The following is a 16,460-nucleotide window of genomic DNA, read 5'->3' as shown; positions in this document are numbered from 1 at the left end:
GATGGATTATTTGCAGCAACCGCAGGCTATTGAAGCCAAAAGTTTTGTCATTATCGGCGACATCATTAAAGAGACGCGTCCCGATTACCGCTTTGCCAGCCCGCTGCATGAAGCGGTTATCAAACGGGTCATTCACACCACAGCGGATTTTGACTGGCTCGATATCTTATGGTTCTCCGCCGATGCGCTGGAAAGCCTGTGCACCGCGATTCAACAGGGCTGCACGCTTTATACCGATACCACCATGGCGCTTTCCGGCATTAACAAAACGCTGCTGGCGCAATTCGGCGGCGAAGTGCGGTGTTATATCTCCGATCCGCGCGTGGTGCGCCGCGCCAAAGCTGACGGCATCACCCGTTCGATGGCGGCGGTTGATCTGGCGCTGGGTGAAGAGGGTGGCAAAGTGTTTGTCTTCGGCAATGCGCCCACCGCGCTGTTTCGCCTGCTGGAACATAACACGCCGGTGAACGGCGTGGTCGGCGTGCCGGTCGGGTTTGTCGGCGCGGCGGAATCGAAAGAGGCGCTGGTGGTGAGCGGCTTACCGGGTATTGCCGCACGCGGGCGCAAAGGCGGTAGCAACGTGGCGGCGGCGATCGTTAACGCGCTACTTTATAGCCTGCGGGAGGCGCAATGAGCGAACCAGCGTTCGACGACCCGGTGTGGCACAACGGGAAAGCGCTGCGCAAAGGCTATACCACCGGTTCCTGCGCGACGGCGGCGGCGAAAGTAGCAGCACTGATGGTGCTGCGCCAGCACCTTATTCACCAGGTGTCGATTGTCACGCCGTCGGGCGTCACGCTGCGCCTGAACGTCGAATGCCCGCATGTGGAAGGCCTGCAGGGGATTGCTGCCATTCGCAAGGACGGCGGCGATGACGTTGATGCTACCCACGGCATGCTGATTTTCGCCCGCGTCACGCTCAATGATGAGGGGGAGATAACCCTGCGCGGCGGCGAAGGCATCGGCACGGTGACCCGTAAAGGCATTGGCCTGGCGGTGGGAGAAGCGGCCATCAACCGTACGCCGCGCCAGACTATCGAAGCCGCCGTGCGCGAAGTGATTGGTCCGACGCGCGGCGCAGAGGTGGAAATTTTTGCCCCGGAAGGGGAGGAGCGGGCGAAGAAAACCTACAACGGCAGGCTCGGAATTCTTGGCGGTATTTCAATTATTGGCACCACCGGCATTGTCACGCCGATGTCGGAAGAGAGCTGGAAACGCTCGCTGGCGCTGGAGCTGGAGTTAAAACGTGCCGCCGGGATGGAGAGCGTGATCCTGGTGCCTGGCAACCACGGCGAGCGTTTTGTTCGCGAGCATCTGCGCGTATCTGGCGAACTCGTGGTCACCATGAGTAATTTCGTCGGCTACATGATCGAAGAGGCGGTGCGCCTCGGTTTCCGGCATATCGTGCTGGTCGGTCACCCCGGCAAGCTGGTGAAAATCGCCGCCGGGATCTTTCACACCCACAGCCATATCGCCGATGCGCGCATGGAAACGCTGGTCGCACACCTGGCGCTGCTTGGCGCGCCGCACGCACTGCTGCTGGCGGTGAGCGAATGCGACACCACCGAAGCGGCAATGGAACACATCGACGCTGCCGGGTTCAGCCAGCTTTACGCTCATCTGGCAACCCGCATCTGCCTGCGTATCGAACAGATGCTGCGCTTTACGAACAACCCGCCGCAGTGCGACGCCGTGATGTTCTCCTTTGATAACAAGGTGCTGGGCGCGAACCGTCCGGTTGAAGAAATTGCGAGAGATCTCAGATGTTGACCATTGCCGGAATGGGGCCGGGTAATCTGGCGCTGATGACGCCGCAGGCGCAAGAGGCGGTGGCGCAGGCTGAAGTGCTGGTCGGCGGTAAACGCCATCTGGCGCAGTTCCCTGATTTTGCCGGGCAACGGCGGGCGCTGGATGCCGACATTCCTGCTTTGCTGACGTGGCTGGAAAAACAGAGCGCGCGCAATGTCGTGGTGTTGGCCTCCGGCGATCCCTTGTTTTACGGCATCGGCACACGGCTGGTGGCGCACTTCGGTATTGTGCAGTTGCGCATTATTCCCGGCATCAGCGCCGCGCAGTACCTCTGCGCGCGCACCGGTATTGATATGAACGATATCTGGCTGACCAGCAGCCACGGGCGCGACGTCGATTTCGATGCCCTGGCGCGCGCCAGCAAAGTCGCGATGGTGACCGATGCCCGCTGCGGGCCAAAAGCCATTGCCGACGCGCTGATTTCGCGCGGGGCAGCGAATCGCTGGCTGGTGATTGGCGAAAACCTCGGTATGGACAATGAACGTATCCACTGGCTGCGCCCGGCGGATGTGCAGGAGCATTACGAAATGAATGTGGTGGTGATCCTCAATGAACGATGAGCGGTTTATTCGCGGTGAAAAAGTGCCGATGACCAAAGAGGCCGTGCGCGCAGTGGCGCTGTCGAAGCTGGCGCTGCACGATGCCCGCCATCTGATTGATATCGGCGCGGGCACCGGCAGTGTGAGCATTGAAGCGGCGCTGGCGTACCCGCAATTGCAGGTCACGGCGATTGAACGCAACCCGGCAGCGCTCGGGCTACTGGAGGCGAATTGTCAGCGCTTTGCTTGCCGTAATATCACCCTGATCCCCGGTATTGCGCCGTTGTTCATTGAGCAGCCTGCGGATGCGGTATTTATGGGCGGCAGTGGCGGTAACCTGACGCAACTTATCGACTGGTCGCTGGCGCAACTTAACCCCGGCGGGCGGCTGGTGATGACCTTTATTCTGCAGGAAAACCTCAGTACCGCACTGGCACACCTGGCCGATTGCCCCGTCACTGCGCTGGATTGCCAGCAACTTCAGGTTTCTCAACTGACCCCGCTTGGTAGCGGCCACTACTTCAAAGCGCATAATCCCGTTTTTTTAATTTCCTGTGAAAAGGAGCAACACCATGGCTGAGCACGCGGATGCACAACCTGTCTGGTTTGTGGGCGCAGGACCGGGCGATAAAGAGCTCATCACGCTGAAAGGGTATCGCCTGTTGCAACAGGCGCAGGTGGTGATTTACGCCGGTTCGCTGATTAATACCGAACTGCTGGAATACTGCCCGCCAGACGCAGAGTGCCACGATAGTGCTGAACTGCACCTTGAGCAAATCATCGACCTGATGGAAGCCGGGGTGAAGGCCGGGAAAGTGGTGGTGCGCCTGCAAACCGGCGACGTTTCGCTGTATGGCTCGGTGCGCGAACAGGGAGAAGTGTTAACCCGCCGCGGCATTCGCTGGCAGGTTGTACCCGGCGTCAGCGCGTTTCTCGGCGCGGCGGCGGAGCTGGGTGTGGAGTACACCGTGCCGGACGTGTCGCAAAGCCTGATCATCACCCGCCTCGAAGGACGCACGCCGGTGCCGGAGCGCGAGCAACTGGAGGCATTTGCCAGCCATCAGACATCGATGGCGATTTACCTCTCGGTACAACGCATTCACCGCGTAGCGGAACGCTTAATCGAAGGCGGCTACCCGCAGACCACGCCCGTGGCGGTTGTTTACAAAGCGACCTGGCCGGAAAGCCAGACGGTGCGCGGCACGCTGGCGGATATTGCTGACAAAGTACGCGATGCCGGGATCCGCAAAACCGCGCTGATCCTCGTGGGCGCATTTCTGGGCGAAGAGTTCCACTACTCGCGGCTTTACGCGGCGGATTTTAGTCATGAATACCGCAAAGCCTGAATCGATAGCGCTGTTTTGTCTGACGCCGGGCGGTGTGGCGCTGGCGGCGCGGCTGCAATCTGCGCTGCCGATGACCTGTTTTACCAGCGAGAAACTGCTCACTGCGGGGTTTCAGCCCTTCGAGGGGAGTTTTGCGAAGAGTCTGCGCGAGGCGTTTTGCCACTTTTCAGCGCTGATTTTTATCGGCGCAACCGGCATTGCCGTGCGCGTTATCGCCCCGCTGGTGAATGACAAGTTTAACGATCCGGCGGTGATCGTCATTGATGAGCGCGGGCAGCATGTGATCAGCCTGCTTTCCGGGCATTGCGGCGGTGCGAATGCGCTGGCGCGCTACCTCGCGGCGGTGCTGGACGCCGATCCGGTGATCACCACCGCGACAGACGTGAACGATCTGGCGGCTCTCGACACGCTGGCCATCCAGTTAGATGCGCGAATGCAGGATTTTCGCGCGGCGGTAAAGACCATCAATCAGATGCTGGTCAGCGGTAAACGCGTTGGCCTGTGGTGCGAAGCGGCGATGCGCGAGAACGTGGCGCGCTGCGATACGCGCGGTTTTATCGCGGTTGAGCGCCTTGATGCGTTACCGGAACTGGATGGTGTCGTGTGTGTAACCACGCAAGCGGCGCTGCCAGCACTGCCGTTGCCCGTTTTCAAGCTGGTGCCGAAACGCATCGTGGCGGGGATGGGCTGTCGGCGTGACACGCCGTTTACGCTGCTCTCGACGCTGTTGCAACGCCAGTTGCAGACGTACGCCATTGACCCGCTGGCGCTGCGCGCGATTGGCAGCATCACCTTAAAGCAGGATGAAAAAGGGCTGGTTCAACTGGCACAAAGCCTGGGCGTGCAGTTTGACGTTTTCACGGCTGAGGCATTGCGGCAATACGAACACCATTTTCCCGCTTCGGAATTTGTCCGCCGCAACGCCGGGGTCGGGAGCGTCTCCGGCCCGGCGGCATGGCTGATGAGCGACGGGCAACTGACTGGCGAAACCCTGCGCGAGCAGGGCGTGACTATTACTTTGGGAGTTTCACACTGATGTTAACGGTAATCGGAATTGGCCCCGGCTCACAGACAATGATGACCATGGAAGCCGTTGAAGCGTTGCAGGCGGCGGAAATTGTGGTCGGTTACAAAACCTATACCCATCTGGTGAAAGCCTTTACCGGCAATAAACAGGTGATCAAAACCGGCATGTGCAAAGAGATCGAACGCTGTCAGGCGGCGATTGAGCTGGCGCAGGCAGGACATAATGTGGCGCTGATCAGCAGCGGTGACGCGGGGATCTACGGCATGGCCGGGCTGGTGCTTGAGCTGGTGAACAAGCAGCAACTGGATGTTGACGTCCGTCTGGTGCCGGGCATGACCGCCAGCATTGCCGCCGCGGCGCTGCTCGGCGCGCCGCTAATGCATGACTTTTGTCATATCAGCTTAAGCGACCTGATGACGCCGTGGCCGGTCATTGAAAAACGCATTGTCGCGGCGGGTGAGGCGGATTTCGTTATTTGCTTCTACAACCCGCGCAGCCGGGGTCGCGAAGGCCACCTGGCGCGCGCGTTTGAACTGCTCACAGCCAGCAAAAGCGCCGACACGCCAGTGGGCGTGGTGAAATCTGCCGGGCGAAAGAAAGAGGAAAAATGGCTGACCACGCTTGGCGAGATGGATTTTGAACCCGTCGATATGACCAGCCTGGTGATTGTCGGCAACCGCGCCACTTATGTGCAAAACGGCCTGATGATCACGCCCCGGGGCTACCCCCTGTGACCGCCGGAGAGGTGTTGGTTATCGGCGGCACCAGCGATGCACGGCAAATTTGCCAGCAACTGGACGCAGCCAATGTGTGCTACACGCTGTCGGTGGCGACGCCGACCGGGCAGCAGCTTGCAGGGAATATTCGCGGCCAGGTCCGCTGCGGGCGGCTGGAGATGGGCGATATGGTCGCGTGGCTGCAACACCACGGTACGCGCTGGGTCATTGATGCTTCGCACCCGTATGCCGATATGGTGAGCCGCAATATTGCCGCGGCCTGCGCGCAGGCGCAGGTGCTGCTTAGCCGCTATCAGCGCCCGGAGCAGTTACCGGATTTAACCCATCCGTTGCTGTTTTATGTCGCCACGCTGGAAGAGGCCTGCGCCAAAGCCCGCGAACTGGGCGAGCGCATTTTGCTGACCACCGGCAGTAAAGATCTGGCGCGCTGGCGCGAGGGCTTGCCGGATAAAACCTTGCTGGCGCGCGTGCTCCCTGTGCCGGAGGTGGTGGCGCAGTGCGCGGCGCTGGGTTTTGGCGTCGGCGATATTTTCGCGCTCTGCGGCCCGTTCAGCGCCGGGTTTAACGCCGCGTTTTATCGCCAGTACCGGGTGGAGGTCATGATCACCAAAGCCTCCGGCGCAGAAGGTGGTTATCTGGAAAAAGTACAGCCCGCGCTGGATGCCGACATCCCGTGCATCGTCATTGCCCGCCCGCAACCTGCGGTGAGTGGGGAAGAGTTACTCGACAGTCAGGATGCCTTCGCCAGGCGGTTGCGGCGCTGGCTGGCGGCACAGTGAGGAGAGAAAAGTGAAAAAAGCCCTTCTGGTGGTGAGCTTCGGCACCAGCTATCACGACACCTGTGAGAAAAACATTGTTGCCTGCGAGCGCGAGCTGGCGGCCAGTTGCCCGGATCGCACCCTGTTTCGCGCGTTCACCTCCGGCATGATCATTCGCAAGCTCAGGCAGCGCGATAATCTGCACATTGATACCCCGCTGGAGGCGCTGCAAAAGCTGGCGGAACAGGGTTATCAGGATGTGGCAATCCAGTCGCTGCACATTATCAACGGCGACGAATATGAAAAAATTGTTCACGAAGTGCAAATGATGCGCCCGCTGTTTAAACGGCTGGTGATTGGTGCGCCGCTGCTCAGCAGCCATGAAGATTACCTGCATCTGATGCAGGCGCTTTCGCGCCAGATGCCGATGGTTGCCGCGGACGAACGCGTGGTGTTTATGGGCCACGGTGCCAGCCACCATGCTTTTGCCGCGTATGCGTGCCTTGATCATATGATGGCGGCGCATCGCTTCCCGGCGCGCGTCGGCGCGGTGGAAAGCTACCCGGAAATCGATGTGGTGATCGACAGTTTGCGCCATGAAGGGGTGAAAGCCGTCCACCTGATGCCACTGATGCTGGTGGCGGGCGATCACGCGATTAATGACATGGCTTCCGATGACGACGATTCGTGGAAAACGCAGTTTGAACGCGTCGGTATCTCTGCCACGCCGTGGCTGCAAGGCCTGGGTGAAAACGCTGATATCCGCGCGATGTTTGTTCAGCATTTGCAGCAGGCGCTTGAACACGCGCTGGAGGTGGCGGCATGAGCGGAAAACTCTATGCGCTCAGCACCGGCCCGGGCGCTGCGGATCTGATCACCGTGCGCGGTGCGCGCATTCTCGGAAAGCTGGATGTGCTGTATGCCCCGGCGGGGCGCAAAGGCGGCGATAGCCTGGCGTTGTCGATTGTGCGCGAGTACCTCGGTGAGCAGACCGACGTGCGCTGTTGTCACTTCCCGATGAGCGCCAACAGCGCGGAAAAAGAGGCGGTGTGGGATGAGGTTGCCGCTGCGCTGGAGGCTGAAGTGCAGGCCGGTAAGCAGGTCGGTTTTATTACGCTTGGCGACGCCATGCTGTTCAGCACCTGGGTGTTTTTGCTGCAGCGCCTGCAACACCCGCAAAATCTGGAGATTATTCCCGGCGTCACCTCGTTCGCCGCTATTGCCGCGCGGGCGCAAACACCGCTGGCGATGGAACAACAGTCGCTGGCGGTGGTCTCCTGCACCGCGCCGGAAAGCGACATCCGCCAGGCACTGGCGCAGCACGACAGCCTGGTGTTGATGAAAGTCTATGGCCGTTTCGCGCGGATCAAAGCGCTGCTTGCGCAAGCGGGGTTGCTCGACCATGCGCTGATGATGGCAGAAGCCACGCTGCCGGGAGAACAATGCTGGCGGCGGTTGGGCGAGGTGAGCGACGATCAGCCGTTGCCCTATTTTTCGACCATTCTGGTGAATAAACAGTGGGAGAAGGCATAGCAGCGCCCTGATATGCGAGGGCTACCGGTGTTCACCCGCGAGGTTAAGCGGAGTATGCCGATAATGGAGTAATCATCATATTATCGCCAGCCATGACATTGCTTTATTCTACATGGCTTGTGAGAAGTAAAACGGCACGGCGGGCAGCAGTGCCGCTGTGCAAACATGCCCACATATGGGCGACGCAGGTTAAGGAGGCGTCATGACGCAGGCCATTATGCTGCAGGGCACCGCATCGGACGTGGGCAAAAGCGTGCTGGTGGCGGGGTTGTGCCGTATTTTTCATCAGGACGGGCTAAAAACCGCGCCGTTTAAATCGCAGAATATGGCGCTTAACTCCGGTATCACCGCAAGCGGTCATGAGATGGGGCGCGCGCAGATCTTTCAGGCCGAAGCGGCGGGTATCCAGCCGGATGTGCGCATGAACCCGGTGCTGCTAAAACCGACCAGCGATCGCAAAGCGCAAGTGGTGCTGATGGGCAAAGTCGCGACCGATATGGACGCCGTGAGTTATCACGAATATAAACCGCGCCTGCGCGAGCAGATTATCCGCGTGTACCAGAGCCTGGCGCAGGAGTATGACGCGCTGGTGCTTGAGGGCGCCGGCAGCCCGGCGGAGATCAACCTGCGCGACCGGGATATCGTCAATATGGGCATGGCGGAGATGGCCGCTTGTCCGGTCATTCTGGTTGCTGATATTGACAGAGGCGGCGTGTTTGCCGCGATTTACGGCACGCTGGCGCTGTTACAGGAGCACGAGCGCTGGCGGGTGAAAGGGGTGATCATCAATAAGTTTCGCGGCGATGTCGCGCTGCTCACCCCTGGAATTAAGCAGATAGAAGAATTGACCGGCGTACCAGTGATTGGCGTAATGCCGTGGCTGGAGGTCGACCTTGAAGATGAAGACGGCGTGGCATTACAGCGCGGGAAATACTTGCGCACCGGCGAGCGGGCGCTGAATATCGCCGTGGTGCAACTCCCGCATATCTCTAATTTCACCGATTTCAACGCGCTTGCCGCTCAGCCGGATGTGCGCGTTCATTACGTGCGCACACCGGACGAGCTGCACAGCGCCGATCTGCTTATCCTTCCCGGCAGTAAAAACACCCTTGGCGATCTTAACTGGTTGCGCGAAAGCGGGCTGGCGAAAGCAGTGCTGGAACGCCATCGCGCGGGTGTGCCAATTATCGGCGTCTGCGGCGGGTATCAAATGCTTGGCGACACCCTTATTGATGAGGTGGAGTCCGGGCTGGGGCAACTGCCAGGGCTGGGGTTGCTGGAGACGGTGACGCGGTTTGCCCGCGATAAAACCACCACGCGCGTCGAGGCGAGTTTGTCGGAGGCGCTACCCGGCTGGCTGGCGCCGTGTGCCGGGCTAACGCTGCGCGGATATGAAATTCATCTGGGTGAAACCACGCGCAGCAGCGGTTGCCAGCCGGCGATGTGGCTACAAAAAGCGGGTCAGCGTGTGGCAGACGGCGCGGTCAGCAACGACGGTCTGGTGTTTGGCACCTATCTGCATGGCTTGTTTGATAGCGACGCGTTCACGCGCACATTGCTTAACGGGCTACGCCAGCGCAAAGGGCTGCCGCCGCTGGATGCGCGCGTTGATTATGCGCAGTACAAAGCGCAGCAGTTTGATATCCTCGCCGACGCCATGCGTCAGCATGTGGACATTGATCGTATTTATCAAATTATGCAGCAACATCAGGAGCAGGCATGTTAACCCTTGTTACCGGCGGCGCACGCAGCGGCAAAAGTCGCCATGCCGAATCGCTGGTCGCGGACGCAAAAACGGTGCTCTATATCGCCACTTCGCAAATCTTTGATGATGAAATGGCGGCGCGTATTGAGCACCATCGGGCGGGACGCCCCAAAAACTGGCGCACCGAAGAGCGCTGGCAGCAGTTGTCAGGCCTCATTACCCCGCATAACAACCCTGACGAAGCGGTATTGCTGGAGTGCATTACGACGCTTGTCACCAATCTGCTGTTTGCTTCTGGCGCGGGCGACGACCCGGATAACTGGGATTACGCTGCGCTGGAAGCGCAGGTTCAGGATGAGATTGAGCAATTGATTGCAGCCTGTGCGGCGTGCCCGTCGCCGGTGGTGCTGGTGACCAATGAAGTGGGCATGGGCATTGTGCCGGAAAACCGGCTGGCGCGGCATTTCCGCGATATCGCCGGGCGCGTCAACCAGCGGCTGGCGCAGGCGGCAGATCACGTCTGGCTGGTGGTGTCCGGGATTGGAGTCAAAATCAAATGATCAAATTGTTCTTCGCCACGCTCTCTTTTATCAGCCGTTTGCCGGTACCAGGTCGTTGTGTTCAGGGGCTGGATGTTGCGGATTATGTGCGCGGCATCGTGACATTTCCGCTGGTTGGCCTGCTGCTTGGGGCGCTCAGCGGTGTCGTCGTGCTGGCGTTGCAACCCTGGTGCGGCGTGCCGCTGGCGGCGCTTTTTGGCGTGCTGGCGCTGGCATTGCTAACCGGCGGTTTTCATCTGGATGGCCTTGCGGACACCTGCGACGGTGTCTTTTCCGCGCGGCGACGCGAACGGATGCTGGAGATCATGCGTGACAGCCGACTTGGTACCCACGGCGGCCTGGCGCTGGTGTTTGTGCTGGTCGCCAAAATCCTGGTTATCAGCGAGCTGCAACTGCGCGGTGTCAGCATGATTGCGGCGCTGGCGATGGCCTGCGCCGCCGGGCGTGGTTGCTCAGTATTACTGATGTTCGGCCATCGCTATGCGCGCGAAGAGGGGCTGGGCAACCTGTTTATCGGCAAAGTTTCCGCCAGAGACACGCTGGTCACACTGGCAATCACGGCGTTGCTGGCGATTGCCATATTGGGCATGAAAGGGATTATTGCGCTGCTGGTGACGCTGGCGGCGATCTTCCTGCTGGGGCAGATGCTTAAACGCACGCTGGGCGGGCAAACCGGCGACACGCTGGGTGCAGCGATTGAACTTGGCGAACTGCTATTTCTTCTGGCGCTGCTCTGAACAGCCCGCAACATAACGAGAAACAAGATGCAGACATTGACGACACTACTGGCAAGTATCCCGGCTCCCGATAACGTAGCGATGGTGCAGGCACAGCGTCATCTGGATGGTTTACTGAAGCCGGTTGGCAGCCTTGGCCGACTGGAGGCATTAGCGGTGCAACTGGCGGGAATGCCGGGGTTAAACGGCAAGCCGCTTAGCGGTGAGAAAGCCATTGTGGTGCTGTGCGCCGATCATGGCGTCTGGCATGAGGGCGTGGCGGTATCACCGCAGGTTGTCACCGCGATTCAGGCGGCGAACATGACGCAGGCAACGACAGGCGTTTGCGTACTGGCCGCGCAGGCTGGTGCGAAAGTACATGTGCTGGATGTTGGCATTGATGCCGATCCGATCCCGGGTCTGGTGAATATGAAAGTCGCGCGCGGCAGCGGCAATATCGCCACCGGTCCGGCGATGAGCCCAGAGCAAGCCGAAGCGTTGCTGCTGGAAACGATGCGCTATACCCGAGAGCTGGCGGCGCAAGGCGTGAAGCTCTTCGGTGTCGGTGAACTCGGTATGGCGAACACCACGCCGGCGGCGGCGATTGTCAGCGTGCTGACCGGCGAAGAGCCTGAACATGTGGTCGGCATTGGCGCAAACCTGCCGGAAAGCCTGCTCGGACATAAAGCGCAGGTGGTACGTAAAGCGATTGCCGTCAACCAGCCCAACCCCGCCGATGGCCTTGAAGTGCTGGCAAAAGTGGGGGGGTACGATCTGCTGGGAATGACCGGCGTGATGCTCGGTGCGGCGTCTTGTGGTTTGCCGGTGGTGCTGGATGGTTTTCTTTCTTACGCGTCGGCGCTGGCGGCGTGCCGCATTGCGCCACAGGTAAAACCGTACCTGATCCCTTCGCATCTGTCGGCGGAAAAAGGCGCGCGTCTTGCGCTGGAACATCTGGGGCTGGAACCGTATCTCAACATGGGCATGCGCTTAGGCGAGGGGAGCGGGGCGGCGCTGGCGATGCAACTGGTCGATGCGGCCTGTGCGATCTACAACAACATGGGCACGCTGGCGGCGAGCAATATTGTGTTGCCGGAAACGAAATAACGATGTCTTTTGCCGGGTGGTGCTTCGCCTTGCCCGGCATTACCCCTCTTTTTGCATCGCCTGCAATAGCGTATCCAGCAACCCCGGAAAGCAGGCGTCGAGGTCTTCACGGCGCAGGGAGATCATATTTTCCCGACCCTGCGGGCGCTGCCAGACCACGCCGCTATCACGCAGGACGCGCCAGTGGTGCGTCATCGTGGATTTCGCCACATCTTCCGGGCGCAGGGCGTTACAACTCAATTCGCTGCCGTCGGCAAGTCGTTTAACCATCGCCAGGCGCAGGGGATTGCCAAGGGCAAAGAGCACATTTTCGAGACGAAATTGCTCACGTTCGGGGTGGTTAGCGATCATAATCTTCCTGTGTCGGCGGTGGCTGTGCTGGAAAAGCAGCAGCCCGTATCGGCGGCTGGGCCGGTACTATACGCAAACTGCTTTGCGAAAGCCACGAGGTCAATCGCGGCTCAACCAATCGTAAGAATAGCAAAAATAGTTCGAATATACTCGTACAGTTGTACTATTATAGATGCCGTGAATGAATAGCGGCCAATTCCGGTCGCGAACTAACAGTCAAATGACTAAGGACGCATCATGCCCCGACCCATCCCCCTCGAACGTTATCGCAACATCGGTATCTCCGCGCATATCGATGCCGGTAAAACAACCACCACTGAGCGCATTCTGTTTTACACCGGGATGAGCCACAAACTGGGTGAAGTACACGATGGCGCGGCAACAACCGACTGGATGGCGCAGGAGCAAGAGCGCGGCATTACCATTACGTCTGCGGCGGTAAGCTGCTTCTGGCCCGGTATGGACAGAGGTTTTGAGCCGCACCGCATAAACATTATCGACACCCCCGGGCACGTGGATTTCACCATTGAAGTGGAACGTTCCATGCGTGTGCTCGACGGCGCGGTAATGGTGTATGACTCCGTGGGTGGCGTGCAGCCGCAGTCGGAAACCGTGTGGCGTCAGGCGAATAAATACCACGTGCCGCGTCTCGCGTTCGTCAACAAGATGGATAGACCCGGCGCGGATTTTTTCCGCGTGGTGCAGATGATGATCGACCGCCTGAAAGCCAACCCGGTGCCGATTGTGATCCCGATTGGCGCGGAAGAGCACTTCACCGGCGTGGTGGATTTGATCAAAATGCGCGAAATCATCTGGGATGACGCGACGCAAGGCATGACTTTCAGCTATGGTCCGGTACCGGATGAGCTCATGGCAACCGCGCTGGAGTGGCGTGAGAAAATGATCTCTGCGGCGGCGGAAGCCAGCGACGAGCTGATGGATAAATATCTGGAAACTGGCTCGCTGGACGAAGCGGAAATTATTGCCGGTCTGCGCAAACGCACGGTTGCTGGCGAAATTCAGCCGATGCTGTGCGGCAGCGCCTTTAAAAATAAAGGCGTCCAGCGCATGCTCGACGCGGTGGTGGAACTGATGCCGTCGCCGCTGGATATCCCTGCCATTCAGGGCGTGGATGAAAAAGGCCAACCGGCAGAGCGCCATGCGAATGACGACGAACCGTTTTCGGCGCTGGCGTTCAAACTGATGACCGACCCGTATGTTGGCCAGCTTACCTTTATCCGCGTCTATTCCGGCGTGCTGAAAAAAGGTGATGCGGTTTACAACCCGGTGAAAGGCAAGAAAGAGCGTATCGGACGTATCGTGCAGATGCATGCCAACGATCGCCACGAAGTGGATGAGCTGCGCGCCGGGGATATTGCCGCCTGCGTCGGTCTGAAAGATGTCACCACCGGTGACACGTTAAGCGACCCGGATAAAGTGATCACCCTGGAGCGCATGGAGTTCCCTGAGCCGGTGATTTCGCTTGCTATTGAGCCGAAAACAAAAGCGGATCAGGAGAAAATGGGCATCGCGTTGCAACGGCTGGCGTCAGAAGATCCATCATTCCGTCTGCATACTGACGAGGAGTCCGGACAGACGATTATTTCCGGGATGGGCGAGTTGCATCTGGAAATTATTGTTGACCGCATGAAACGTGAGTTTGGCGTGGAGGCAAATATTGGTCGCCCGCAGGTTACCTATCGCGAAACCTTGCGTAAAACCGTGAAGGATATCGAAGGTAAATTTGTGCGCCAGTCCGGCGGTAAAGGTCAGTATGGTCATGTAGTTCTGACGCTTGAACCGCTGGAGCCGGGTAGCGGCTTTGTATTTGAAGACGCGACCAAAGGCGGCGTGGTGCCGCGCGAGTACATTCCTTCAGTGGAAAAAGGCCTACGCGAAGCCATGAACAACGGCGTGCTGGCGGGTTACCCGGTCGTCGATGTGAAGGCAACCCTGACCTTCGGTTCCTATCACGATGTCGACTCCTCGGAAATGGCCTTCCGCATGGCGGCGATCTTTGGCTTCAAAGATGGCGCACGTAAAGCGGCTCCGGCAATCCTTGAGCCGATCATGCATGTGGAAGTGGAAACGCCGGAAGAGTACGCCGGGAACATTATGGGCGATCTCTCTTCCCGTCGCGGGATGGTGCAGGGCATGGAAGAGCGTTTCGGTAGCCAGATTATCCGCGCCGATGTGCCGCTGGCCGAGATGTTTGGCTACTCCACCACGCTGCGATCCATGTCGCAAGGCCGCGCGACCTACAGCATGGAGTTCCACCATTATGCGGAAGCGCCGCGCAACGTGGCGGATGACATCATCGCCAGCCGCGCAAAAGCATAACGCATAGGCTGTAACAGCAAACCCCGCTCCGGCGGGGTTTTTTCTTGTATGAAGCCGGGCCGCAAAATCAATGCAACGTTGCATTTTGCGGTTGATGTTCAGGAATCACGCTTTCATTACTTTCCATCTGTGCATGCATACACCAACCGAACTCTACATCATTCAAATATAGAATTTGATCTATATAGTTTTTGATCTATATTAATGAGGTGTGTTGTGTGGCAGATAACAATGACGCAGACGTTTGAAAAGTGGTTTGATGCACTGGGTGACAACGATCGCGCCAGTGTGCTGGCGGCGCTGATGGTGCTCCGGGTTAAAGGTCCACAGCTACCAAGACCTTACGCGGATACAGTAAAAGGCTCGCGTAATAACAATATGAACGAGTTGCGCATACAAAGCCGGGGCGAACCGTTTCGGGTTTTCTATGCCTTTGATCCGCAGCGCGTGGGCATATTGCTTTGCGCTGGCAACAAGGCGAGTCATGAAAAACGTTTTTACGATGTGATGATCCAGATTGCAGATCGGGAGCTAACTCACCATCTGCACAAGATTAAAATCAAGGAGTAACACGATGAGCAAAACGCTGGAACAGCTAATTGCCGAACAAAAGGCCGATGTTGTCACCGCTGCGCAGTCACTCGCGCAAGAGATGCTGCTCAACATCCACCTTGCCGAGCTGCGTGAGCGGGTACAAAAAACGCAGATCGAAATGGCGCAGGAGTTGGGGCTGAAGCAGCCCACGGTAGCGGTGATGGAAAAGCAGGGGCGGGATATTAAACTTTCCACGCTGAAGCGCTACGTGGAAGCGACAGGCAGCAAGCTACGCATTGATATTGAGCTGCCGGATGGTTCGCACTATGGCTTTGCGCTCTGAAGCGATAACGTGCTGTAAAAAAGAGAAAACCCGCAAAGCAAACTATCATTAGCAAATACCCGTTGCGCCCGAGGAAAAGATGATGCGCTGCGTTAAACTGCTTTGCTGTTGTGTTGCTTTACTCTGTGCCCAGGGCGCGCAGGCCGTAAGTTATCCGCTGCCGCCGGAAGGCAGCCGGCTGGTGGGAAGCCCGCAAACTATCACCATTGCGCAGGGAAACACGTTACCGCTGGAAGCGTTCGCCGCGAAGTACGGACAGGGGTTGAGTAATATGCTTGAAGCCAACCCGGATGCCGATCCCTTTTTACCTAAAGCTGGCTCACAACTGGTCATTCCGCAGCAGGTGATCCTACCCGCTACTGTCCGCGAAGGCATTGTGATTAACGTTGCGGAAATGCGCCTCTACTATTACCCAAAAGATTCGAATACGGTCGAAATCTTACCGATTGGCATCGGCCAGGCCGGACGCGAAACACCGCGCAACTGGGTGACTTCGGTGGAACGCAAGCAGGAAGGGCCAACCTGGACGCCCACGGCGAATACCCGAAAAGCGTACGAGAAAGAGGGAAAAACTTTACCTGCGTTTGTGCCTGCCGGGCCGGATAACCCGATGGGGCTTTATGCTATCTATATCGGGAAGCTGTACGCCATTCACGGTACGAATGCTAATTTTGGCATTGGGCTTCGTGTCAGTCAGGGCTGTATCCGTTTACGCAGCGACGACATTAAATACCTCTTCGACAACGTGCCTGTGGGAACTCGGGTGCAGATTATCGACCAGCCGGTCAAAATTACCACCGAGCCGGATGGTAGCAGTTGGGTGGAAGTTCACGAACCGCTATCCCGTAATCGCGCCGAGTTTGAGTCCAGTAACAAAGTCCCGCTTCCCGCCACCCCAGTATTACATGCGTTGATGAAAGGCGAAGGCATTGATGCGAACCGCGTAACCCAGGAGCTGGAGCGCCGTTCCGGTATGCCGGTAAATATTAGTGCGCCTGCTGTGGACAACCCGATAGATAAACAACCGCTATAGAATGGTTTATCAATAAATTTGA

General features: G+C 58.4%; 19 protein-coding genes. 18 read left to right on the top strand and 1 reads right to left on the bottom strand.

The genetic code is table 11. From position 1 onward, the window contains the following. Position 1: 1 nt before the first annotated feature. The 14 genes from ACFX4U_RS17835 to cobT all read left to right on the top strand — a co-directional run bounded on the left by ACFX4U_RS17835 (position 2) and on the right by cobT (position 11,837). Positions 2 to 634, top strand: coding sequence for a cobalt-precorrin-8 methylmutase (locus tag ACFX4U_RS17835; RefSeq protein WP_313506907.1), 633 nt, complete (start codon positions 2 to 4; stop codon positions 632 to 634). Then, positions 631 to 1,770, top strand: a complete 1,140-nt coding sequence (gene cbiD / locus ACFX4U_RS17830; RefSeq protein WP_313506823.1) for a cobalt-precorrin-5B (C(1))-methyltransferase CbiD — start codon at positions 631 to 633, stop codon at positions 1,768 to 1,770. Before ACFX4U_RS17835 ends, cbiD begins: the two co-directional genes overlap by 4 nt. Then, complete coding sequence (cbiE, locus tag ACFX4U_RS17825) at positions 1,764 to 2,369, top strand: precorrin-6y C5,15-methyltransferase (decarboxylating) subunit CbiE (protein WP_305735613.1); 606 nt, start codon at positions 1,764 to 1,766, stop codon at positions 2,367 to 2,369. Before cbiD ends, cbiE begins: the two co-directional genes overlap by 7 nt. Then, positions 2,359 to 2,928: a decarboxylating cobalt-precorrin-6B (C(15))-methyltransferase gene (locus ACFX4U_RS17820; protein ID WP_305735614.1), complete on the top strand. Its 570-nt coding sequence runs from the start codon at positions 2,359 to 2,361 to the stop codon at positions 2,926 to 2,928. The genes cbiE and ACFX4U_RS17820 overlap by 11 nt, the downstream gene beginning before the upstream one ends. After that, complete coding sequence (locus tag ACFX4U_RS17815) at positions 2,921 to 3,694, top strand: cobalt-precorrin-4 methyltransferase (protein WP_305735615.1); 774 nt, start codon at positions 2,921 to 2,923, stop codon at positions 3,692 to 3,694. Before ACFX4U_RS17820 ends, ACFX4U_RS17815 begins: the two co-directional genes overlap by 8 nt. Then, entirely contained in the window at positions 3,675 to 4,730 is a 1,056-nt protein-coding gene (cbiG, locus tag ACFX4U_RS17810; RefSeq protein ID WP_305735616.1) for a cobalt-precorrin 5A hydrolase, read from the top strand. The genes ACFX4U_RS17815 and cbiG overlap by 20 nt, the downstream gene beginning before the upstream one ends. Next, on the top strand, positions 4,730 to 5,455 hold the full coding sequence (locus tag ACFX4U_RS17805; RefSeq protein WP_313506824.1) for a precorrin-3B C(17)-methyltransferase: 726 nt from the start codon (positions 4,730 to 4,732) through the stop codon (positions 5,453 to 5,455). The genes cbiG and ACFX4U_RS17805 overlap by 1 nt, the downstream gene beginning before the upstream one ends. Continuing rightward, a complete protein-coding gene (locus ACFX4U_RS17800) occupies positions 5,452 to 6,237 on the top strand; it encodes a cobalt-precorrin-6A reductase (RefSeq protein ID WP_349350528.1) in 786 nt (261 codons plus the stop codon). The genes ACFX4U_RS17805 and ACFX4U_RS17800 overlap by 4 nt, the downstream gene beginning before the upstream one ends. Positions 6,238 to 6,247: 10 nt before the next feature. After that, positions 6,248 to 7,042, top strand: a complete 795-nt coding sequence (locus tag ACFX4U_RS17795) for a sirohydrochlorin cobaltochelatase (protein WP_313506828.1) — start codon at positions 6,248 to 6,250, stop codon at positions 7,040 to 7,042. Further along, positions 7,039 to 7,749, top strand: coding sequence for a cobalt-factor II C(20)-methyltransferase (locus tag ACFX4U_RS17790; RefSeq protein ID WP_313506830.1), 711 nt, complete (start codon positions 7,039 to 7,041; stop codon positions 7,747 to 7,749). The genes ACFX4U_RS17795 and ACFX4U_RS17790 overlap by 4 nt, the downstream gene beginning before the upstream one ends. 202 nt (positions 7,750 to 7,951) lie before the next feature. Then, complete coding sequence (locus tag ACFX4U_RS17785; protein WP_313506832.1) at positions 7,952 to 9,475, top strand: cobyric acid synthase; 1,524 nt, start codon at positions 7,952 to 7,954, stop codon at positions 9,473 to 9,475. Beyond that, the gene (cobU, locus tag ACFX4U_RS17780) at positions 9,469 to 10,014 is read left to right on the top strand and encodes a bifunctional adenosylcobinamide kinase/adenosylcobinamide-phosphate guanylyltransferase (protein WP_313506834.1); all 546 of its coding nucleotides are present in this window, start codon (positions 9,469 to 9,471) and stop codon (positions 10,012 to 10,014) included. Before ACFX4U_RS17785 ends, cobU begins: the two co-directional genes overlap by 7 nt. Further along, the gene (gene cobS, locus ACFX4U_RS17775; RefSeq protein WP_313506836.1) at positions 10,011 to 10,751 is read left to right on the top strand and encodes an adenosylcobinamide-GDP ribazoletransferase; all 741 of its coding nucleotides are present in this window, start codon (positions 10,011 to 10,013) and stop codon (positions 10,749 to 10,751) included. The genes cobU and cobS overlap by 4 nt, the downstream gene beginning before the upstream one ends. A 27-nt stretch (positions 10,752 to 10,778) precedes the next feature. Beyond that, complete coding sequence (gene cobT, locus ACFX4U_RS17770; RefSeq protein WP_313506838.1) at positions 10,779 to 11,837, top strand: nicotinate-nucleotide--dimethylbenzimidazole phosphoribosyltransferase; 1,059 nt, start codon at positions 10,779 to 10,781, stop codon at positions 11,835 to 11,837. Between the two features lie 39 nt (positions 11,838 to 11,876). On the opposite strand, the gene ACFX4U_RS17765 is transcribed toward cobT, so the two are convergent. Further along, entirely contained in the window at positions 11,877 to 12,188 is a 312-nt protein-coding gene (locus ACFX4U_RS17765) for a helix-turn-helix transcriptional regulator (RefSeq protein ID WP_305735625.1), read from the bottom strand. Between the two features lie 237 nt (positions 12,189 to 12,425). Between ACFX4U_RS17765 and fusA the strand changes: the two genes are divergently transcribed. The 4 genes from fusA to ldtA all read left to right on the top strand — a co-directional run bounded on the left by fusA (position 12,426) and on the right by ldtA (position 16,438). Further along, entirely contained in the window at positions 12,426 to 14,528 is a 2,103-nt protein-coding gene (gene fusA, locus ACFX4U_RS17760) for an elongation factor G (RefSeq protein ID WP_313506840.1), read from the top strand. A 216-nt stretch (positions 14,529 to 14,744) separates the two neighbouring features. Then, complete coding sequence (locus tag ACFX4U_RS17755) at positions 14,745 to 15,098, top strand: type II toxin-antitoxin system RelE/ParE family toxin (RefSeq protein WP_380218560.1); 354 nt, start codon at positions 14,745 to 14,747, stop codon at positions 15,096 to 15,098. Positions 15,099 to 15,102: 4 nt separating this feature from the next. Next, positions 15,103 to 15,405 (top strand): helix-turn-helix domain-containing protein, encoded by a 303-nt coding sequence (locus ACFX4U_RS17750; protein WP_249881412.1) that lies wholly within the window; start codon positions 15,103 to 15,105, stop codon positions 15,403 to 15,405. 82 nt (positions 15,406 to 15,487) lie between these two features. Continuing rightward, the gene (gene ldtA, locus ACFX4U_RS17745) at positions 15,488 to 16,438 is read left to right on the top strand and encodes a L,D-transpeptidase (RefSeq protein WP_313506845.1); all 951 of its coding nucleotides are present in this window, start codon (positions 15,488 to 15,490) and stop codon (positions 16,436 to 16,438) included. The last annotated feature ends 22 nt before the right edge of the window (positions 16,439 to 16,460 follow it).

This window comes from Kosakonia sp. YIM B13588 (genome assembly GCF_042788165.1).
Classification (GTDB): domain Bacteria; phylum Pseudomonadota; class Gammaproteobacteria; order Enterobacterales; family Enterobacteriaceae; genus Kosakonia; species Kosakonia sacchari.
The sequence above is the reverse complement of the archived record's forward strand: the minus strand, read 5'-3'. Positions and strand labels throughout refer to the sequence as shown.